We start from the raw sequence: 19,487 nt of genomic DNA, 5'->3' as shown, positions 1-19,487 counted from the left end.
TATCGAACAGTTTGTGTCGCCGCAACCATCGAGTTATCGACTGTCAGGCCGACGACAGGCGACGGCAGGGCCGCGTAAGCGCAGCTCCCTAACGTCAGTGTCAACAAATCCTGACTACTGATAGGAGGTGCTGTCATGGCAACCACCACTGATGCCGCGACGCAGAGTTCGTCGCGCACCTACACGTCTCTCGCCGCAGCAGCCATACCGCTTGCTGCGCTCTGTCTGGCCTTCTTCGTCGAGATGGTCGACAACACACTGCTCTCGATCGCGCTGCCGACTATCGGTCGCGACCTCGGCAGCAGCACCACTGCGCTGCAGTGGATCACCGGTGCGTACTCGCTCACCTTCGGCGGGCTGCTGCTCACCGCGGGCTCGATCGCGGACAGATTCGGTCGACGACGCGTCCTGATGATCGGTCTGGCCGCGTTCGGGCTGCTCAGCTTGCTGGTCGTGCTCGTGAACTCGACGACCGAACTGATCGCGTTGCGAGCCGCTCTCGGCGTCGCCGCCGCGATGATGGCCCCGATCACCAACTCGCTGGTCTTCCGTCTCTTCGACGACCAGAAGCTGCGCATGCGCGCGATGACCGTGATGATCGTCGTCGGCATGGCCGGATTCGTGCTCGGTCCGATACTGGGTGGCTCCGCGCTTGCTCATGTGAGGTGGGAATGGCTGCTCGTCGTCAATGCGCCGATCGCGCTCATCGCAGGCATCGGCATCTGGTTCGGCGTCGCGTCGGATCGTCGTGAAGACCTCACCGACTACAAACTCGACATCCCGGGAGCGCTGCTGAGCATCGCGACGATCGGCCTCGCGTGCTGGTCGCTGACCAGTGGCGTCGACCACGGCTGGGCGTCGGCGATGACGCTGGCGTCGATCATCGGCGCGGTGGTCGCAGGTGCGGCATTCGTCTGGCATGAACGGCGAAGTGCCGCACCGATGTTGAACCTCTCGCTGTTCCGCAACGGCACCGTGCGCGGTGCGACGATCGCCCAGGTCGGTAGCGCAATCGCGATGGCCAGCGTGATGTTCGGACTCATCCTGCATTTCCAGTACGCCTACGGCTGGAGCCCGATGAAGGCCGGACTGGCCAACCTGCCGATGATCGCGACGATGCTCCTCGCAACACCGCTGTCGGAGGCGCTGATCACCCGCTTCGGTCACCGGATGACCTGCTTCATCGGCGCGATGGCGCTCGCAGTGGGCACCGCGGGTCTCGGCTGGGGTGTCACGCACGGGTACCTCGCGATCGCGATCTTCATGGTCGTAATGACCTTCGGACTGCGGACGGTCATGACGATCTGTGCGATCGCACTCGTCGACGCGATGCCCGAGAATCAGACCTCGATCGGCACCGCGCTCAACGACACAGCGCAGGAGGTCGGTAGCAGCGTCGGCACGGCGATCGTCGGCACGATGCTCGCGACGCTCGTTGCGGCGCACCTACCGGAGGGGAAGTGGACTGCCGCCTTCACCGACACGTTCTTCCACGGGGAGAGCATCACGTATGTCGTGCTGGGGATCGTCGTCGGCGTGATCGCGGGCATCGGCGCCCTCACGCTGACCAACTCCCGCAACGCCGAGGAAGCTCACTAGTGGACGCGACGACGTTAGCCAGCGCCAACAGTCAGAGGGTTGGCGAGCGACTGAAAGCCGAAGGACTATCCAGAAGCTCTGGTTAGCCACCAGATTGTCAAGGCGATGACGACGATAGAGCAGCACCCCATCTCGCCGCCGCCAGAAACACCCCCTCATCTACGCAGATGAGGGGGTGTTTCACTGTCTGGGGTCAGTTGGCTGTCTCGGCTCTCCCGTTTTCAGTCATTTCTGAACGGTCCCGGCGAGCCGACCTGGGCTTTTGCCGCCGGGCAGCTCTGAAACTGACTGAAAACGGGAGCGGCCCGGAACGTATTCGGGCGGATCACGTCCACACGCGCACCTGCGAACGATCGCCGATGGACGCTGGCGAAAATGCCTGGGACGAAGGGGAATCTGCGAGCTCCCACGGGCCGCATCGGTTATCTCTGGAGGACTCCCGGTCGCTGTGGCGTGTTCAGAGGACCGAAACCACCTTCTGCGCAGTCTCTTTCGCTGATCCGGGGTTCTGGCCGGTGACAAGGCGACCGTCGACGACGGTGTAGGAGACGAACGGCAGTTTCGCCTTCTGGTAATTGGCGCCGCGGCTGCGCATCTCCTCTTCGGCGTTGTACGGCACCAGCTTGTTGACCCGCGCGAGAACCTCTTCCTGCCAGGCGAATCCGGTGACATCACGGCCGGCAACGAGCAGTGAGCCGTCGGACAACGTGGTGTTCAGTAGTCCGCAGTAGCCGTGGCAGACCGATGCGACCACTCCGCCTCGCTCGAAGATCTCGCGGGTGATGCGTTGCAGCCCAACACTGTCGGGGAAGTCGTACATCACCGCGTGGCCGCCGGTGAAGAAAATGGCGTCGAAGTCGGCGGAGTCGATGTCGTCGGGGGCGGCGGTGGTGTCGAGGAGCGCCATGCGGTCGGGGTCGGCGCGCCAGGCCTTCGCGGTCTTGTCGTAGTTCGGAAACTTCAGCGACCGCGGCTCGAGCGGGGAGTGTCCACCCGCCGGACTGACGAGAGTCTGTTCATAACCGGCGTCGTCGAAAATCTCCCACGCGTGGGTCAACTCCGACAACCACAGGCCGGTGGCGTGCGACGGATCGTCGTAGTGGCTCACGTTTGTGACGACGTTGAGTATCCGTGTGACCATCGCGTGCGGCCTTCCGTCGGTGGTGTGTTGATCCGACGTTAGGGGCGAATGTAAGCAGTGTCAACCGGCCGTGGTCTGCGTGCGAGCCCGCTGTTGGACGAGTTCGAGAGTCCTCGCGGTGGTCTCGATGTCGGATGCGTCGATGTCGGCGGTCAGTTGCGCCGTTGCTGCGCCGACGGATTCGCGTGCGGCGGTGAGTTGGTCATTGCCGGCGCTGGTGAGTGCACCTGCGGCGTCGAGGATTCCGTTGTCTCGGAGCGTGATTCGTATGCGCTCTACGGATTCGACCGACTGCTGCAGGGTTGTCGCGATCGCAGGCAGTGGTGCACCGGCGAGGCTCATGTTCAGGTAGATCCACTCGTCTCGACCGAGGGCTGGGAATGGTGCCAGCTCGTGATCGAGGAGTGCGCCGAGCGCGCTCTCGGTAGAGCCGATGATCTGGGGCAGTGAGCGTGTCATGGGAACCTCCCGCGTGTACCGTTGGTGTGACCAACAGTAACAGACCATTGGTGGTACCAACAGTGAGCGATTCTTCGACGTCTCGTCGACTAACCGACCTGCCGACGTGGCAGCTCTCGCGCGTCGCTGCGCGTTCGCATCAGGTGCTGCACGAGCGACTGCGCACGGAGGGCGTCACGGGCTACGAGTTTCGCGTTCTCGCTGTCGTCGCCGACCTCGGTCCGGTGAGTCAGACGGAACTCGGCCGTGCGGCAGAACTCGACCGTCGAGACGTCGCGGTGACGGTCCGCGACCTCGAGTCGAGAGGGATGGTCGAGCGAGCACCCGATCCAGCACACCGGCAACGAAAGCTGGTGTCGCTGACCGCCCTGGGCGAACGCACGCTGGCTGACCTGGAACGAGTGATTGCGGCGGTTCAGCGTGAGGTGTTCGGCGCCTTGGACGACGCCGAGATGTTGACCCTGCTGGGCTATCTATCGCGACTCGGTGGCTAGTGCTGTGTTGTCACCACGCCAATGGCGACGTGCCGAGCGGGCGCGCGGCTAGCGGTCGTGGCGTCGGCTTGCCGTCGAAAATGATGGGGATGACCGGTTCGTCGATACGGCCGAACGGACCGTCGACTGTCGTCAGATCGATTGACCTGGCGCCCCAATCGATGTCGGGGGCGGCGTCCGACGGACCGAGAGATTGCACCCAGGTGCACACGCGCGCGAGTCGCACGCGCACCCTCCATGAACCGCCCTCGGTTTGTCGACGGCGAAGCGCGGCAACGATTCCCGTCGCGCCGAGGTAAGCGGCCAGATAGTCATTGAGGAGGTGCGTCGGGGGTAGTGTCGGCGGACCGCCGCGCCCCTCTTCCAGGCTGAAACCGGTTGCTGAACAAGCAAGTTGGTCGAATCCGCCACGATCTCCCCATGGTCCGTCGGAGCCCCAGCAATGGTATTCGACGACGACGATGCCCGGTCGTCGCTGCGCGAGGTGCTCGGCATCGAGGCCATGGCGCTGTAGGCCGCGGTAGGCGTTCACGAAGACGTCGGCGTCGGCGATCAGATCGGTGAGTTCGGCCAACTGGTCTGGGTCGCGAACATCGCAGTAGGCGTTGCGTTTTCCGCCACCGGTGAGCGCAGGCATGGGGTGGGGGTCGACGAGGTCGGGTCGGGTGACGTGCACGACGTCGGCTCCGAAAGCGGCCAGCAGTTCGGTGCTCACCGGGCCGGCAATCACGTGAGTCATATCCACAACTCGAACGCCATTCAGCGGCGGCCATTCTCGTGGTGCGGTAAGGGATTCGGGGTCGGAGTCGTCGATGCGTTCCAGGTCGATGACCGGTCGTCGTGCGACGTCGATACCCACCGGCGACGCGGCCCACTGTTCGGCGGTTCGTGCTGCGGCCGCAACGCCGCCCGCTGCAACCACGGCCTCTTCGAGGGCAACGGAATTCCATGCGAGAGCGGCTTGCGCGATTCGCTCCTTTGTGGGCGGGCAGTCCAGGACGGAGCAGACGGCGTCGCGTTGGTGCGGAAAGGTGGTGATCAAGAACGTCCAGCCGTCGGCAGTGCGATAGAAGTCGTTGTTGCGCAGTGCAGTCGGGTCTTCTGCGACCGATCCGGTTGATTGACCGTTGATCGTCGTCAGGTATGCGGCACGCAATTGGTCGACGGCGTCGGAGACACTGACGGACACTCCCGAGCTGTCACCCAGCGCTGAGATCTGGGCGCCGAACGCCGCGATCGCGGCTGCCGATGCGTCGCCGATTCGGTGGGGTGATGGTGTGATCGGGTCGGCTCCGGAGATTCGCGTCGGGCCGACGTCGGTTCCCGTGAGCGCGGTCAGGCCGTCGACGATGTCGGAGACGCGCGGCGAAGTGGTTGGCATGGCTTCAGTCTTCGCGTCGAGGCTGCAACGCTGGTGATCTTCCGAATATACGTAAGATGTCGGCGTGGGTGGACAACGCGCCGTCATGCGAGCCGACCGGATACTGGAAGAGGTTGCGCGTGCGTCGAAACCGTTGTCGCTGAGCGCGATTGCTCGTTCTGTGGACGCACCGGTGTCGTCGACGTCGGATTTGCTCGATGACCTGGTGTCGTGTGGATACCTGGTTCGATCCGACCGCAGGTACCGTCTGGGTCCGCGGCTGATGACGTTGCGGCTGATCGCGGCCCACGCCGATGCGCCACCGATTGACGCAGATGGGCTCGCGACGCTGGCGGAGTACACAGGACTGCCGGTCGCGCTTGCCGTGCTCGTCGGCTCCGACGTCGTGTACCTCGGGAGTGTCGGCGAGGTGTCGGAGCATGCAGAAGCCGTGGTCGGGGAGTACCGCCCGCGACCATTACTTCGCACGGCGGCCGGGCGTGCGTTCCTGGCTTTCGCCGACGACGGTGAGCGCGACCGGTTGTTGGCGATGCACGCCGGACCGGCCGACGCCGCTGGTTTCCAGCGTGAGGTCGCCGCGATTCGACGTCTCGGCTATGCGATCAGCGACGGACTCGCCGATCCCGAGATCCGCGCCGCTGGTGTTCCGGTGTTCGAGCGCGGGCTGCTGGTCGGCGTCGTCGTGGTGGTGGGTCCTCGAACCGGCAACGGGCGGGGCGTGGACAAGGCCGCGCGGCAGGTGCGGGAGTGGCTCGCCCGTAAGTGAGGTCTATAGATGTGTGTCTTGCGTAAGGATGTGGGTGCTGCAGCATCCAACTCTTTCAACAAGACACACATTTGGGTGCGCTATCGGACGGTGAATACGTCGGAGCACTGCGAGGTGGCCGGTGTGGTCAGCAGTGCGCCCCGGTTGGTCGGGCGGAATTCGATGCGGACGCGGCCCGGGCCGGTGTTCACGCCCTCGAACGTCTTCATCGTGCCACCGTCGGAGAGGCGCACGCCGAGTTGGCCGCGCAACTGCCCGGTCTTGCCGGTGCCGAGGTTCCGCCAGCGGACGTCGATCAGGTTGGTATAGCCCCAGACCGACATGTTCGCGTCGATCCGGATGTCGGCATAGCCGCTTCGGAGCGGATTGGGTTGCGATACAAAGATTCTTCCGAAGTAGGGAAGGTCGATCACGTTGGGGCTGATGCCTGTACAGGGGGCCGCGGAGGTTTGGAATCCGCCGCCCGGACCGTTGTGAAAGATCGACGCCGAGGCGGTGCCTGCGGTGATGCCCGAGCTGATGATCGCGGTCGCCGCAGCCGCCGCGCCGAGCTTTTTGAGGTGTCCCATACTCGTCTGTCGAGATCGGGCCGGGATGTGTTAGCCGATTGCGCAGATGCGTGGCATTTCCGTTATAAAGCGGACGCGACCATAGACGCGTCTGGGCCGACATGGTGCGACAAATGTGTGTCTTACGTGAGGATGTGGGCGCTGCAGCATACACATCCTTCGATTCGACACACGTTTATCGATCGGTAGAAGTCCGCGCGACCGCGGCGATCAGTGGGTGTATGCGTCCGCGTCAGCGGCGCCGAGCAGCGTCACACGAATCGAGGCCGCCAATTGTGGTGGAAGATCGACTGATTCGTCGCCGGACACGGACACGGCAGCGCCCTGCTTTCTGGCGACGATGGTTGCGCCCGGTTCGATGCCTGCTTCAAGCAGACGTGTGATGGCGGATTCGTCGTTGAGCACATGCTCGGAGAACGCTTGCACCGATAGCCTGGCGGAGCCTGTGTCACGTATGGCCTCGGACAGTGGGAGGCCGGGTAGCAGGATCGGGCTATCGTGAAAGCCTAGTTGCCAGAGTGCGGGTATCGGATTTCCCCAGGCATCGGTGGTTGGGTACCGCAACAGGTGCATGAGTTGAGTTTCGGTGGCTTTGTCCATGGACAGCTCCCAGCCCGACGCAACTCGGTGAGCCTGTAAGCGAGGTAGGCCGACGACGTCGACGAGCATCCTCTCGGCAAGTCGGTGCCGCCTGGTCAACGCGACGCCGAGATCGCGCCCCGCCTTGGTGGGAACCACGAGCCGCTCGTCGGTAAAGTCGAGCAACCCCTGATCTCTCATTCTCCGAAGCATTTGGGCGACAGATGCTTTGCTGTTCCCTGTGCGTTCGGCGATGCGTGCGCGACGAACCTCCACGCGATCTTCCTCAAGGTCGAAGATGGTGCGAAGGTAGTTTGCGACGGTCGCCGTAACCTGTGTTGTCATCAGCGAGCATGATGCCGGTGGTGAGCTTAGGGGACCCTGAGTGTGCGCTGGAGTGACCTGGCATGAGGTGCGGAATCGTTGGGGTCATCGGCGCCGGTGAGCCAGAGGAATGCGACGAGGATGGTCGCAAGGACGAGCGAGCCAATGGCGACAACATCGTCGCCGAGACCCAGTCCGATCGGTTGCGGCTTGCCGAGCCAATCAGCCACCGACGCACCAAGAGGGCGGGTGAGCACGTACGCGGTCCAGAATGCGGCGACGGCGTTGAGGTGGAGGTACTTCCAGCCCACGCCGGGCACCACCATGAGACATGCGTAGAGCACGATGGAGCCGGCGAATCCCAATCCGAGGAAGAATGCGCTCCAGTCGCCCAGTGCCGTTCCGAGTGCGAAGGTCAACAGGACTGTGCCCCAGTAGAAGACCTCTCTGCGTCGTGTGGTGATCTCGTGGATGTTGAGCGTGTGTTCGGTTCGGTACCACAGTGTCATCCACAGCCCGAGAGCGATCGCGTAGCCAAGACTTGTTTCCGTTGTGGACAGTCCGACGACGTGCAGCCCGTCGGCGACGACCGTGCCGAACACCGCCACTCCCGCTACCGCGAACCAATAGGTGGGTGCGTGGTAGGCACGCGACCGGAGCTGCAGCCACAAGCTCATACCCATCCAGACGACGCCCACGACCACCGGAACCGCAAGACCGAATGTCGCCAGATAGTCCGACATCGCCTCTCCCATACCGGTTGTCACGATCTTGACAACCCAGAACATGACGCCGATCGCCGGCACCTTGACGGCCAGCTGCTCGTTCAGGCCGGTACGAATTCGGCTCGGCGACTTCGCTTCGGTAGGCGCCACTGACGCCGAAGCGTCGTGAGAGGAGTCCGACATAGAGATTCCTATCGTAGGTATCCGGAAGGGAGACGCGCTTGCGCGTCGTCGCGAAAGCCGCTTGTACGAAGGGCGATTGAAGGACTCCGCGTCCGCGTCGAATCACCGACGCAGTCAACAGTATTGAGGTCGCGGTACGCCTGCGAATCGGACTCAGCACCGGTTAAGAAACTCAGCGCCCGGTGAGATGGCCCGCGGCTTCGTCGAGCGAACCCTTGTACTCAGTGTGACTCAGCATCTCCACAGGGCTGCTGATCAATAGTGACATCATGTCGAGCTACATTCGCGTGTCGGGCGGATTGGCGTTGGCCCTTGTCCTTGTGGTTGCGGGTGTCGCCCTGCGCATCTCGGGCGGCGGTCCATTGCCCATTGACTCAACGATCATGTCTGCGACGACAAGATTTCATACGCCTCACCGGACCTTGGTCGTCGACGTTGCGACTCAGGCTTTCAGCCCGTGGGCGATCGTCGTCTGGACTGCTCTGGCGGCGGTCATTCTGTTGGTGCGCGATGCGTGTGTCCTGCGCGCCGTCATGTTGGTTGCCGCAGTCGCAAGCGCCGGGGCGCTGTGTGCGATGTTGAAAATGCTGGCTGCGCGCCCGCGCCCGCCGGTCGCAGACCAGGTGGGCGTATTGGAAACCACCTATTCGTTTCCCTCTGGCCACGTGGCTGGGACTGCTGCATTGGTGGTCGCCGTGGCGTCCCTCGTTGCACGGTCGGCGGGCGGTGGTGCTCGCACTGCGTTGTGGGTGTGCGCCATCGTCGCAGTTGTGTTCGTCTGCGCAACGCGCTTGTACCTCGGTGTCCATTGGATCTCAGACGTGGTCGCAGCTGTTGGTGTCGCCTGCGCTGCAACGCTACTCGTACTCCCTATCGTTGAATTGGCAGTGGCGAAGTGGCCGTCCCGAAGACGCAGCGTCCTCATCGTGGCGATCCTGTTGGTTCTCAGTGCCGTCGCGGTGATTCTGGCAGTCGACGGTGACGGCATATCCGATGGAGCGTCCGCGGCGCGACAGGCAGGACACCTGGCTGGTGTATGGGCCACCGAGTATGCGGAGTGGTTCTCTGCCCATCACTGATCGGAGAGGCCGGTGGCATCCCACCTTCGTCTCTGTCAGAGAAGGTCTCGGGAAACCATTTCGACAGTGACGAGCGCGGCCACTGCACTCACCGCCAGCAACGAGATCAAGACGAAGAGTTGCATGATCGCCGCTGCGGTGGTCGAGGCTCCACCGAGAACCATCCCGACGAACGCGCCCGGAATGGTGACGAGGCCAACTGAGCGGGTCTGATCCAGTCCGGGAATCAATGCTGTTGCCGCAGTGGGTCTGATGATCTCCAGTCGGGCATCGCGCGACGAGAACCCCAGTGACAGTGCCGCTTCGACCTCGCCGTGCCGAGTGCGAAGTTCATCGTGCGCGCGCTTGCCGGCGATCGACGTCGTATTCATCGCACCTCCGAACATGATTCCGGCGGTCGGGATGATCGCGATGCCAGTGGCGGGTAGTACGCCCACAGCAACCAGTGTCACGACGATCAGGATGGTGCTGGCTGCTACCGGGACGAGGCACCGGATTGTCTTCCGCACGCTCGCACGGTGTGCTGCTGACACGCGACCTGCCGAGGTCGCCGCGGCGGTGATCGCCATGACGACCACGAACACTGCCGATGCCCACAGGGCGTGGATGACTAGCGCCAATACTGCTGCCAGAGCAGCTAACTGGCAGACTGCGCGGATCGCGGCCCGTGCGGTCGCTGCGGCGAGTGCGCGATCGTTGTATCGGTTGACGGCGATCGCGATCACGGCGAGCACTGCGATGGAGACTGCCAGGGCTGGACCGAGATGGACGACGGTGTGGTCAGCTTTCACGAGCGGCTCCGTCTGCCGACTCGGGACGACCGACACACATGTGGGGCATCCTTGCTGGTAGAAGCTTAGGGGACGCTGAGTAGCGCCACTATGGATACATACGGCCGACTAGGCTTCGGAAGGTGTATCAGCGTGCAAGGACGATTCTTGGCCGACTTGTCGCCTGGACTCGTCCCGTACGCATGCGGCTCACGCTTCTCGCGACCGGTCTCGTCGCATGCGCGTTGGCAATCGCGGCGGTGGTCATGGTCGAAGCACTACATCACGTGTTGCTGCGGAGTGCTGATGCCGCCACATTCGCGCGCGCAGAGCAAATAGCGAGCTCGTTGTCGGCTGAAGGTGTCGGGGGTATCGACCCGGCGCTGCTCGCGAGCGGCCAGAACATAGCGGTCATACAGATCACCGACGAGTCGGGTGCTCTGAGGTTGGCCAACAAACCCGTCTACTCGCGACCGATGTCACCTCCGTTGGCCGCCGGGCAGCGGTTGACGATCCACGGCGCGCACGCCACTGACACCGAGCAGGAATTCCAGGCGAGCGCCTACGGAGTCAAGACACCCGAAGGAGTCTTCACCATCCAGGTCGGCGCGGAAGAGGCGCCCATCAATGCCACCGTTGTCGCGCTCGGGATACTGTGCTCCATTGTATTTCCATTCGTCGTTGTCGGAATGGCCTTCCTCACTTACGTTTTCGTGGGGCGCGCACTTCGTCCCGTCGACGATATCCGGGCACGCGTCGAGGAGGTCTCGGGTGGTGACCTCACCCAACGGGTCCCGGTACCCGCTACGGGCGACGAGGTGTCTGCGTTGGCTGTCACCATGAACGAGATGCTCGCCCGTATCGAGGTGTCACGAACGCAGCAGCTGCAGTTCGTCAACGATGCGTCGCACGAGCTGAACAGCCCACTGACCACACTCGTTGGGCTGCTGGATCTTTCGAGTGTCAAACGCCAGCCCATCGATCCGGACACGGTCGACTCCGTGATGCTCCCCGATGCTCTGCGCCTGCAACAGATGGTTGCCGATCTCCTGCTTCTTGCCCGCGCCGATGAAAGCGGAGTGCCACTACTTCTCGATGACGTCGATCTCGACGAGATCGTCAGTGCAGAAGTCACCCGACTCGACGCGGTGACCGATCACGTCGTCGACGCTCGAATCGTTGCCGCTCGGGTTCGCGGCGACGCAGACAAGCTCGCACGCGCGCTACGCAACATCGCCGACAATGCTGCGCGTCATGCCTCCAGTCGCCTGTCGGTGACGATGTCGAGAGACGTCGCGGATGCCACGGTCACGATCACGGTTACCGACGACGGTGACGGTATCCCTGACGACGACAAAGCCCGTGTCACAGAGCGGTTCGTGCGCCTCGACGCCTCGCGGCAGCGCGGATCAGGCGGTTCGGGTCTCGGACTGGCTATTGTCTCGGAGATCGTCCGCGCGCACGGTGGGACCGTGGTGATCACCGACGCCGATGGTGGGGGAGCAGCCGTCGGCTTTCGGCTGAGCGTCGAGCAAGATCTGGACTAGCCCGAACGTACCTAGCCGCCTCCGTCGGACGCCAGGCGATATCCGACCCCTCGGACAGTCTGAATTGCCTTGCACCCGAACGGGGTATCGATCCTCTTGCGGAGATAGCTCACGTAGACCTCGACGACATTCTCGTCGCCGCGATAGTTCACGTCCCAGACGGAGTCGAGGATCTCTGCTCGGGTGACCACCTCACCTTTGTGGCGCATCAGGAACTCCAGCATGCTGAATTCCCTTGGCGTGAGGGTGAGTTCCGTCTCGCCGCGAGACGCGACGTGGGCCGCCGGGTCGAGAGACAGGGTGCCGGCGGTGAGCACCGCTGGTCGCTCGGGTGCACCACGGCGAGCAAGTGCGCGCATGCGCGCGATCAACACGATGAACGAGAACGGCTTGGTCAGATAGTCGTCGGCGCCGAAATCGAAGGCGTCGGCCTGGTCGTACTCGCCGTCCTTGGCCGTCAGCATCAACACGGGTGTCCACACCTGGGAACGCCGTAGCGAACGTACGACCTCGTATCCGTTGAGGCCGGGCATCATGATGTCGAGCACGATCACATCGAAGCGCTCGGAGGTGGCCTTCTCCAGGCCGAGCGCACCGTCGTGCACGACGTCGACCACCCAGCCCTCGGCCACCATCATCCTGCGGACCGTCTCCGCGACGTTACGGTCGTCGTCGACTACAAGGATGCGCACGCCACATTCACCGCCCTCTTCTCCGAACACAGTGTGCGCGATCGCCGCTGTGGAGACACTGAGTGGCCCCGGGTGGGCCGACATGGTGCGGTGAATGTGTGTCTTACGTAAAGATGTGGGCGCTGCAGCACCCACATCCTTCGATTCGACACACGTTGGTCGGCCGGTGGCGCCGCCGCGAGCCATTGACAGTGACGTAAGTCACAAAACTACCAAACCTGAGCGGAATGGACTCAACTCTACTCGCGTTGAACAACTCGAGTGGCCATAATTGAGCCACAGAGACTTAAGAACGCACACGTAGAGAAAGAGGTACCACGAAGTGGACAGCTTCACCCCGACCACCAAGACACAGCAGGCGTTGAGCGCTGCCGTGCAGGCGGCGGCCGCTGCTGGTAACCCCGACGTACGTCCCGCCCACATCCTGGTGGCTTTGCTCGACCAGTCCGATGGGATCGCTTCGCCGCTGCTCAAGGCGGTCGGAGTGAATCCGTCGACTATTCGCGCACAAACGCAGGCGATGGTCGATCGGGCGCCGACGGTGTCGAGTGCCAGCGCCCAGCCGCAACTCTCCCGCGAGTCGATCGCGGCGGTCACGGCCGCCCAGCAACTCGCGACCGAACTGAACGACGAGTATGTCTCCACCGAGCACCTCGTCGTCGGATTGGCGACCGGTGATTCCGACGTCGCCAAGCTGTTGCATGACAACGGCGCAACCCCGCAGGCGCTGCAGGAGGCGTTCGTCGCCGTCCGTGGCACCGCGCGAGTGACGTCCGAAGACCCGGAATCCACCTATCAGGCGCTGGAGAAGTACTCGACCGACCTGACCGCGGCTGCCCGCGAGGGCAAGCTCGACCCGGTCATCGGGCGCGACTCCGAGATCCGTCGTGTGGTGCAGGTGCTCAGTCGTCGTACCAAGAACAACCCGGTGTTGATCGGTGAGCCAGGTGTCGGCAAGACCGCCATCGTCGAGGGGCTCGCTCAGCGCATCGTCGAAGGCGATGTGCCGGAGTCGTTGCGCAACAAGACCGTTGTCTCGTTGGACCTCGGATCGATGGTCGCGGGTGCCAAGTACCGCGGTGAGTTCGAGGAGCGGTTGAAGGCCGTGCTCGACGAGATCAAGGGATCGGCCGGACAGGTCATCACCTTCATCGACGAGCTGCACACCATCGTAGGTGCCGGTGCCACAGGTGATTCCGCCATGGACGCGGGCAACATGATCAAGCCGATGCTTGCTCGTGGTGAGCTGCGACTCGTGGGTGCCACGACTCTGGAGGAGTACCGCAAGTACATCGAGAAGGATGCCGCGCTGGAGCGTCGTTTCCAGCAGGTGTACGTCGGTGAGCCGAGCGTCGAAGACGCGATTGGCATCCTGCGTGGCCTGAAGGAACGGTACGAGGTACACCACGGTGTGCGCATCACCGACTCCGCATTGGTCGCTGCCGCAACACTTTCCGATCGCTACATCACCTCGCGCTTCCTTCCCGACAAGGCCATCGACCTCGTCGACGAGGCGGCGTCGCGCCTGCGGATGGAGATCGACTCGCGCCCCGTCGAGATCGACGAGGTGGAGCGTGTCGTCCGACGCCTCGAGGTCGAAGAGGTCGCGCTCGAAAAGGAGCACGACGAGGCGTCGAAGCAACGTCTGGAAAAGCTGCGTCAGGAACTGGCTGATCAGAAGGAGAAGCTCAACGAGCTCTCCGCACGCTGGCAGTCGGAGAAGACCGCCATCGACGCCGTTCGCGACACCAAAGAAGAGCTGGAACGCCTTCGCGGAGAAGCGGATCGCGCTGAGCGTGACGGCGATCTCGGCCGCGCGGCCGAGCTGCGCTACGGCAAGATTCCGGGCTTGGAGAAGGAGTTGGAGGCCGCGATCGAGAAGACCGGCACCGACCCTGACGAAGACGTGATGCTGCAGGAGGAGGTCGGCCCAGACGACGTCGCACAGGTCGTTTCGGCGTGGACGGGCATCCCTGCGGGCAAGATGCTCGAGGGTGAGACCGCCAAGCTGCTGCGCATGGAAGAGGAACTGGGACAACGCGTCATCGGTCAGAAGGACGCTGTCGTCGCGGTCTCCGATGCCGTGCGGCGTGCACGTGCAGGTGTCGCTGACCCGAACCGGCCACTGGGATCGTTCCTGTTCCTCGGACCGACTGGTGTCGGCAAGACCGAGCTGGCCAAGGCGCTGGCGGAGTTCTTGTTCGACGACGAGCGCGCGATGGTGCGCATCGACATGAGTGAGTACGGCGAAAAGCACGCCGTCGCAAGGCTTGTCGGTGCACCTCCCGGCTACGTCGGCTACGAGCAGGGCGGTCAATTGACCGAGGCTGTGCGGCGTCGTCCGTACACGGTGGTCCTCTTCGACGAGGTCGAGAAGGCTCACCCCGACGTCTTCGACATCCTGCTGCAGGTTCTCGACGAAGGACGCCTGACCGACGGTCAGGGCCGCACCGTGGACTTCCGCAACACCATCCTCATCCTGACGTCGAACCTCGGTTCCGGCGGCGACAAGGACCAGGTGATGGCGGCAGTGCGCGCGGCCTTCAAGCCGGAGTTCATCAACCGACTCGACGACGTCGTGATCTTCGACGCGCTGAGCCCGGAGGAACTGGTGTCGATCGTCGACATCCAACTCGGCCAACTGCAGAAGCGGCTCGCACAGCGTCGCCTCGAGTTGCAGGTCACGCCCAAGGCCAAGGAATGGCTCGCCGAGCGGGGATTCGATCCGCTCTACGGCGCGCGTCCGCTGCGTCGCCTGGTGCAACAGGCCATCGGCGACAAGCTCGCCAAGGCGTTGCTCGCCGGTGACGTCCGCGACGGCGACGTCGTGCCGGTCAACGTGAGCGCCGACGGCGACGGGTTGGTTCTGGGCTGACCGCTACAGGACTGACACGCCGATACGGCTGACACGCCGACAGGCCAGAAAGGTCCCGACCCATTCGTGGGTCGGGACCTTTCTTTTGTGAGGGGGCCTTGCGGTTTGGGGACTCTGTGCGCGTTCAGGTGCTCAGGCGGCAGGAACCGCCGCGATGTGCGGCTCGAGACGCTTGAGGGCCTGCCGGATACGCGACTTCGCGGTCGGCAGCGCGACGCCGAGTTCGTCGGCCACCTCGCGGTAGGTCATACCGCGGAAGTAGGCGAGCTCGATGGCTTCGCGCTGCAGTTCGGTCAGCCGTGAGAGCAGGGAACGCACCTCGCGAACGGTTTCGCGACGCTCAGCCGATTCGCTGACGACGTCGTGTTCGATCCGGGTGGACTGTTCGGCCGTGCTGTAGACGTGAAGTCGACGCTTTGCCGCGGTCTCCGAGCGGACCCGGTCGACGGCCCGTCGATGCGCGAGGGTCATCAGCCACCCGAGCGGCGAACCCGACTCCGGGTCGAAAGTGTGCGCCGACCGCCACACCGTGAGGAAGACCTCCTGCGTGGTTTCCTCGCTGAGGCCGCGATCGCGAACGATCCGCAGAACCATGCCGTAGACACGGTGACTGGTTTCGTCGTAGAAGGCGGCGAAGGCGTGCGCGTCTCCCTCCGCGATGCGGGAGAGCAGTGCAGACAGGCGTCCCGTTGAATCACTCATGTCGAGCTCCTGTTGTCGTAGTGCGCAGCGCCGACTTCTCGACGTGGGCTAAACGCTAGGTCTTCGGAGGCGAAGACCGTCAGGGGCAACGGCGGATTGCGACGAACTCGAAACCGAGGGCACTCGCGGTCACGAAGTAATAACGCGACGGGACGTTATAGGTTAACGATTTTCATGGATGAACGCGTCAGTCGTCAGTCAGAGCTTGATAGAGCCAGGAAACGACGAGCGCACCCGGATCGACGACGCCGCGCGCATTCTCGCCGACGTAGCTCGCGCGCCCCTTCGTTGCGGTTGTGTCACGCGTGGATTCGGCGCCATCAGCAGCCTTCTGGGCGACGTCGGCGAGAGAGTCGCCATTCTCCAACGCGTCGACGGCCGGGCTGAGAGCGTCGACCATCGTGTTGTCGCCGACCTGGGCGCCGCCGAGATCCTGGATCTCTGCGAGCGCATGCGAGGAGCCCTCGCGGATTGCGGCCTCGACGTCGTCTGTCTCGGAGAAGGCGTTGGCCAACTCGCGGAATAGCACGCCGAAGATGACGCCGGACGTCCCGCCGGAGCGGACGAGATACGACGTGCTGATGGCGTTCAATACCTGGCTGTCGGTACCGCGCACCGGAAGGCTGAAGTGAGACAGGGCGGCTTCCATGTTGGTTCCGAAATCGCCGTCACCTGCCTTTTGGTCGAGCTCGGTCAGATCGTCGATCGACTCCTGGACGTGTCGGACAAAGCGTGTCAGCCACTCGTTCTCAGCTCCGTCGTCTGCGGAGTCCGACGGTTCGGCGAACGTGGTGTCGCTCAGCGGGGCGGTACCACGCGCCGGATTGGCCGCCCATCCCGGCGCGGTGGTCGGGGCGTCGAAGAGCGACACGATCTCGTCGTCGGCTCGCAGCAGGGTGATCGAGACGCCACGCATGTCGAGGGCCGTGACGAATGTTCCTACCATCGGCCTGGCGATGGAGATCCCGCGACGATCAAGGTCTGCGACGACCTCACCGAACACGAGGTCGAGTTCGAGTGGGTGGGCGGCGCCCAAGCCGTTGACCAGGCAAATCACTTCTTCGCCGTGGGTGAGTGAGAGTGCGTCGACCAGCGGGTCGACCATGCGATTGACCAGTTCACGGGCACCGACGCGGGCGGTGCGTTCACGCCCGGCTTCGCCGTGGATGCCCACTCCGAACTCCATCTCGTCGGCGTCGAGCTCGAAGGTCGGCGCAGACTTCGACGGCATGGTGCACGCGTGATAGGCCACCGAGATGCTGCGGGCGTTGTCCGCTACTCGCCGGCCGATGTCGGCAACGGTGCCGAGATCGTCGCCGCGAGATGCTGCGGCTCCACAGATCTTCTCGACCAGGATCGTCGCTCCGGTTCCTCGACGACCGGGGCCGGTTGCGGAGTCGGATGCCACGTCGTCGGCGACGATCACATGATCGGTCTCGATGTCGTCGCGCACCAGGTGCCGCGCGATGCGGAAGTTCATGACGTCGCCGGTGTAGTTCTTCACGATGTGCAGCACGCCCGCGCCGCGGTCCGCCCACCGTGTGGCACCGACGATCTGCAGGGCATTGGGCGAGGTGAAGACCAGTCCGGGGCATCCGGCGTCGAGCATGCCGGTGCCGATCATTCCGGAGTGCATGGGTTCGTGGCCTGACCCGCCGCCGGAGACGAGGGCGACGTTGCTTTCGCCGTCGCGCTCGCGCAGGTGGAGGAAACCGGGGTCGGACTGCCAGACGATGTCGGGGTGAGCGGCGACAAAACCGCGGAGCGAGTCGGTGATGAAGGTGCCCGGTGAATTCAGGATGTAGTCGCTCACGCAATCCACCGTATCGGTAAAGCGGATGGAGGTGCCGATCGTGTCGGAGTCCCGCGATACGCTCGGCGGCGGCGGACTGGGAGGCAGGACACATGGTGGACGTGATCGTTGGCGACGATGGCTTGTCGCGCTGCACGTGGGCAGCGGTCGAGCCCGAGACGACCTATCACGACACGGAGTGGGGATTTCCGCTCACCGGCGACACCGCGCTGTTCGAGCGGGTCTGCCTCGAAGGCTTCCAGTCCGGCCTGAGCTGGCGAACGATCCTCACCAAGCGCGAAAACTTCCGAGCCGCATTCGCAGGTTTCGACGTCGAGAAGGTCGCGCGCTTCACCGAGCGTGACGTCGAACGTCTTCTCGGCGACGCCGGGATCATTCGTCATCGAGGCAAGATCGAAGCGTCGATCAACAATGCGCGTCGGGCGAGCGAACTCATCGATGCCGAGGGGTCGTTGGAATCCTTCTTCTGGCGATATGCGCCTGCGGCAGAACATATTCCGGGTTCGATGACGCTGTCCGAGGATTCGACGAGGCTCTCGAAAGATCTCAAGAAGCGCGGCTGGAAGTTTGTCGGTCCGACCACGATGTTCGCGCTGATGCAGGCGTCGGGGATGGTCAACGACCACGCCTACGACTGCGTGACCCGGCCGACAGTTGCCGCGGCCATCGAGGACTACCTGGCGTTGCAGTGACCCTTGACTTCGAGTGAGGTTGAGCTTTTAGCCTCGTCAGCATGACCGCCGATGCCAGATGTTCATCGCACCACCCACGCGCCATGCGTCGCGCGCACGTGCCGTCATCGCCAACTCCCGGCGTGCTGCGGACCTGCGGCGGCCTGCACTGTGTCGGTGCGGCACCGAGCGCATCGACCCTTCCGTGTCAGGAAGCCGACGCCGACCTGTGGTTCGCCGAAGACCCTCGTGACCTCGAGCGTGCCAAGGCGATGTGCGCCGACTGCCCGCTGCGGGCGCAGTGCCTGCAGGCTGCGCTTGATCGTGCCGAGCCCTGGGGTGTGTGGGGCGGCGAGATCTTCGAGCGTGGTGCGGTGATCGCGCGCAAGCGTCCTCCCGGCCGCCCGCGCAAGTCCGCGGCCTGACATGGACGGGCACGACCCCCCGGCTGTAGCCCCCGAGACGGTGTCTGGGGCTGGCGCTCGCGCGGGCGCCGAGCGATCCGTATGACGTTGACCCCGGAAATGGGCCCTGATTGTCATACGGATCTGGCTGTCATACGGATCGGGCCCATGCGACAAGACGATGTCACCCCGGCCAGGTGGTCACCGTGGGTAGGTGGTGATGGTTTCGCCTGTGCGGGTGCTGGTCCATGTGATGGAGAGGTCGGTGTGCATGGTGGGTGTCCAGAAGCCGAGGTGTTTGCGTTGGTGGTCGGGTCCGCAGAGGGGGACGAGGTTGAACAGCACGGTCCAGCCACCGGCGTGGGGGTCGGCGTGGTTGAACTTGACCAGGTGGTCGAGTTCGGTGTGTTCGGCGGGTTTTCCGCATTCGGGGTATCGGCATACTCCGTGCAGGGCGATGACCTGTTCGCGTAGCCAGTCGGGTGGTCGGTATCGCAGCGCCCATGGTGGTGGTGCTGGGTAGCCGCCGTGTCCGGTGGGGTCGGCGGGAGGTGCGGGATTGTCGGGCAGCCCCCATGAGGCGAGGTTGGATGCCATCGCGGCGAGGTTGAGCCCTGGCGAGGTGAGGTTCGACGCGGTGAGGTCGGGAAACACGACGGTCCGTGCGATGACGCCTGCCGCGAGTTCGGCGGCGTGGGCGGGGTCGATTGCGCC

19 protein-coding genes are annotated in these 19,487 nt (G+C 63.9%); 8 read left to right on the top strand and 11 right to left on the bottom strand.

Translation table 11 applies throughout. The features are described from left to right. The first annotated feature begins 135 nt into the window (after positions 1-135). Positions 136-1,599, top strand: a complete 1,464-nt coding sequence (locus A5788_RS12925; protein ID WP_064865912.1) for an MFS transporter — start codon at positions 136-138, stop codon at positions 1,597-1,599. Between the two features lie 457 nt (positions 1,600-2,056). Here A5788_RS12925 and A5788_RS12920 read toward each other — a convergent pair whose 3' ends face one another. Further along, positions 2,057-2,740 carry a type 1 glutamine amidotransferase domain-containing protein gene (locus tag A5788_RS12920; RefSeq protein WP_064865910.1) on the bottom strand — a complete coding sequence of 228 codons (684 nt, stop codon included), beginning with the start codon at positions 2,738-2,740 and terminating at the stop codon, positions 2,057-2,059. 60 nt (positions 2,741-2,800) lie between these two features. Continuing rightward, positions 2,801-3,199, bottom strand: coding sequence for a hypothetical protein (locus tag A5788_RS12915; RefSeq protein ID WP_064865908.1), 399 nt, complete (start codon positions 3,197-3,199; stop codon positions 2,801-2,803). Between the two features lie 62 nt (positions 3,200-3,261). Between A5788_RS12915 and A5788_RS12910 the strand changes: the two genes are divergently transcribed. Continuing rightward, a complete protein-coding gene (locus A5788_RS12910) occupies positions 3,262-3,693 on the top strand; it encodes a MarR family winged helix-turn-helix transcriptional regulator (RefSeq protein WP_064865906.1) in 432 nt (143 codons plus the stop codon). A gap of 10 nt (positions 3,694-3,703) precedes the next feature. Here A5788_RS12910 and A5788_RS12905 read toward each other — a convergent pair whose 3' ends face one another. After that, positions 3,704-5,074 carry a CoA transferase gene (locus A5788_RS12905; RefSeq protein WP_064865904.1) on the bottom strand — a complete coding sequence of 457 codons (1,371 nt, stop codon included), beginning with the start codon at positions 5,072-5,074 and terminating at the stop codon, positions 3,704-3,706. A gap of 64 nt (positions 5,075-5,138) precedes the next feature. On the opposite strand from A5788_RS12905, the gene A5788_RS12900 reads away from it, so the two are divergent. Then, a complete protein-coding gene (locus A5788_RS12900; RefSeq protein WP_064865901.1) occupies positions 5,139-5,840 on the top strand; it encodes an IclR family transcriptional regulator in 702 nt (233 codons plus the stop codon). 80 nt (positions 5,841-5,920) lie between these two features. Here the strand turns inward: A5788_RS12900 and A5788_RS12895 are convergent, their stop codons facing one another. The 3 genes from A5788_RS12895 to A5788_RS12885 form a co-directional block, all read right to left on the bottom strand. Further along, entirely contained in the window at positions 5,921-6,409 is a 489-nt protein-coding gene (locus tag A5788_RS12895) for a hypothetical protein (RefSeq protein ID WP_064865899.1), read from the bottom strand. 210 nt (positions 6,410-6,619) lie between these two features. Beyond that, complete coding sequence (locus A5788_RS12890; protein ID WP_064865897.1) at positions 6,620-7,333, bottom strand: metal-dependent transcriptional regulator; 714 nt, start codon at positions 7,331-7,333, stop codon at positions 6,620-6,622. 26 nt (positions 7,334-7,359) lie between these two features. Next, the gene (locus A5788_RS12885; RefSeq protein WP_082937981.1) at positions 7,360-8,220 is read right to left on the bottom strand and encodes a COG4705 family protein; all 861 of its coding nucleotides are present in this window, start codon (positions 8,218-8,220) and stop codon (positions 7,360-7,362) included. A 269-nt stretch (positions 8,221-8,489) separates the two neighbouring features. On the opposite strand from A5788_RS12885, the gene A5788_RS12880 reads away from it, so the two are divergent. Further along, positions 8,490-9,299: a phosphatase PAP2 family protein gene (locus tag A5788_RS12880; RefSeq protein WP_064865893.1), complete on the top strand. Its 810-nt coding sequence runs from the start codon at positions 8,490-8,492 to the stop codon at positions 9,297-9,299. Between the two features lie 35 nt (positions 9,300-9,334). Here the strand turns inward: A5788_RS12880 and A5788_RS12875 are convergent, their stop codons facing one another. Beyond that, positions 9,335-10,090 carry an ABC transporter permease gene (locus A5788_RS12875; protein WP_064865891.1) on the bottom strand — a complete coding sequence of 252 codons (756 nt, stop codon included), beginning with the start codon at positions 10,088-10,090 and terminating at the stop codon, positions 9,335-9,337. A 182-nt stretch (positions 10,091-10,272) separates the two neighbouring features. Between A5788_RS12875 and A5788_RS12870 the strand changes: the two genes are divergently transcribed. Next, positions 10,273-11,616 (top strand): ATP-binding protein, encoded by a 1,344-nt coding sequence (locus tag A5788_RS12870; RefSeq protein ID WP_064865889.1) that lies wholly within the window; start codon positions 10,273-10,275, stop codon positions 11,614-11,616. Between the two features lie 11 nt (positions 11,617-11,627). On the opposite strand, the gene A5788_RS12865 is transcribed toward A5788_RS12870, so the two are convergent. Next, positions 11,628-12,308: a response regulator transcription factor gene (locus A5788_RS12865; protein ID WP_064866184.1), complete on the bottom strand. Its 681-nt coding sequence runs from the start codon at positions 12,306-12,308 to the stop codon at positions 11,628-11,630. 322 nt (positions 12,309-12,630) lie between these two features. Here A5788_RS12865 and clpB point away from each other — a divergent pair, with 322 nt between their 5' ends. Beyond that, positions 12,631-15,183, top strand: a complete 2,553-nt coding sequence (clpB, locus tag A5788_RS12860) for an ATP-dependent chaperone ClpB (protein ID WP_064865887.1) — start codon at positions 12,631-12,633, stop codon at positions 15,181-15,183. 132 nt (positions 15,184-15,315) lie between these two features. On the opposite strand, the gene sigK is transcribed toward clpB, so the two are convergent. Both sigK and A5788_RS12850 read right to left on the bottom strand, forming a co-directional pair. Continuing rightward, positions 15,316-15,885, bottom strand: a complete 570-nt coding sequence (gene sigK, locus A5788_RS12855; RefSeq protein WP_049700012.1) for an ECF RNA polymerase sigma factor SigK — start codon at positions 15,883-15,885, stop codon at positions 15,316-15,318. Between the two features lie 187 nt (positions 15,886-16,072). Next, positions 16,073-17,698, bottom strand: a complete 1,626-nt coding sequence (locus tag A5788_RS12850) for a dihydroxyacetone kinase family protein (RefSeq protein ID WP_064865884.1) — start codon at positions 17,696-17,698, stop codon at positions 16,073-16,075. Between the two features lie 92 nt (positions 17,699-17,790). Between A5788_RS12850 and A5788_RS12845 the strand changes: the two genes are divergently transcribed. Together A5788_RS12845 and A5788_RS12840 are read left to right on the top strand one after the other, a co-directional pair. Continuing rightward, positions 17,791-18,390, top strand: coding sequence for a DNA-3-methyladenine glycosylase I (locus A5788_RS12845; RefSeq protein WP_049700011.1), 600 nt, complete (start codon positions 17,791-17,793; stop codon positions 18,388-18,390). A gap of 41 nt (positions 18,391-18,431) precedes the next feature. After that, the gene (locus A5788_RS12840) at positions 18,432-18,794 is read left to right on the top strand and encodes a WhiB family transcriptional regulator (RefSeq protein WP_269449573.1); all 363 of its coding nucleotides are present in this window, start codon (positions 18,432-18,434) and stop codon (positions 18,792-18,794) included. A gap of 180 nt (positions 18,795-18,974) precedes the next feature. Here A5788_RS12840 and A5788_RS24060 read toward each other — a convergent pair. After that, on the bottom strand, positions 18,975-19,487 hold a 513-nt coding region (locus A5788_RS24060), incomplete at its 5' end, for an HNH endonuclease signature motif containing protein (protein WP_197502771.1).

Source organism: Gordonia sp. 852002-50816_SCH5313054-c (assembly GCF_001665925.1).
GTDB lineage: Bacteria > Actinomycetota > Actinomycetes > Mycobacteriales > Mycobacteriaceae > Gordonia > Gordonia jacobaea.
The sequence above is the reverse complement of the archived record's forward strand: the minus strand, read 5'-3'. Positions and strand labels throughout refer to the sequence as shown.

Coding starts and splice junctions, on each gene's coding strand:
- A5788_RS12885 (WP_082937981.1), bottom strand. CDS start 8,220: ATGTCGGACTCCTCTCACGACGCTTCGGCGTCAGTGGCGCCTACCGAA.
- A5788_RS12890 (WP_064865897.1), bottom strand. CDS start 7,333: ATGACAACACAGGTTACGGCGACCGTCGCAAACTACCTTCGCACCATC.
- A5788_RS12895 (WP_064865899.1), bottom strand. CDS start 6,409: ATGGGACACCTCAAAAAGCTCGGCGCGGCGGCTGCGGCGACCGCGATC.
- A5788_RS12905 (WP_064865904.1), bottom strand. CDS start 5,074: ATGCCAACCACTTCGCCGCGCGTCTCCGACATCGTCGACGGCCTGACC.
- A5788_RS12915 (WP_064865908.1), bottom strand. CDS start 3,199: ATGACACGCTCACTGCCCCAGATCATCGGCTCTACCGAGAGCGCGCTC.
- A5788_RS12880 (WP_064865893.1), top strand. CDS start 8,490: ATGTCGAGCTACATTCGCGTGTCGGGCGGATTGGCGTTGGCCCTTGTC.
- A5788_RS12925 (WP_064865912.1), top strand. CDS start 136: ATGGCAACCACCACTGATGCCGCGACGCAGAGTTCGTCGCGCACCTAC.
- A5788_RS12920 (WP_064865910.1), bottom strand. CDS start 2,740: ATGGTCACACGGATACTCAACGTCGTCACAAACGTGAGCCACTACGAC.
- A5788_RS12840 (WP_269449573.1), top strand. CDS start 18,432: ATGACCGCCGATGCCAGATGTTCATCGCACCACCCACGCGCCATGCGT.
- sigK (WP_049700012.1), bottom strand. CDS start 15,885: ATGAGTGATTCAACGGGACGCCTGTCTGCACTGCTCTCCCGCATCGCG.
- A5788_RS12845 (WP_049700011.1), top strand. CDS start 17,791: ATGGTGGACGTGATCGTTGGCGACGATGGCTTGTCGCGCTGCACGTGG.
- A5788_RS12870 (WP_064865889.1), top strand. CDS start 10,273: ATGCGGCTCACGCTTCTCGCGACCGGTCTCGTCGCATGCGCGTTGGCA.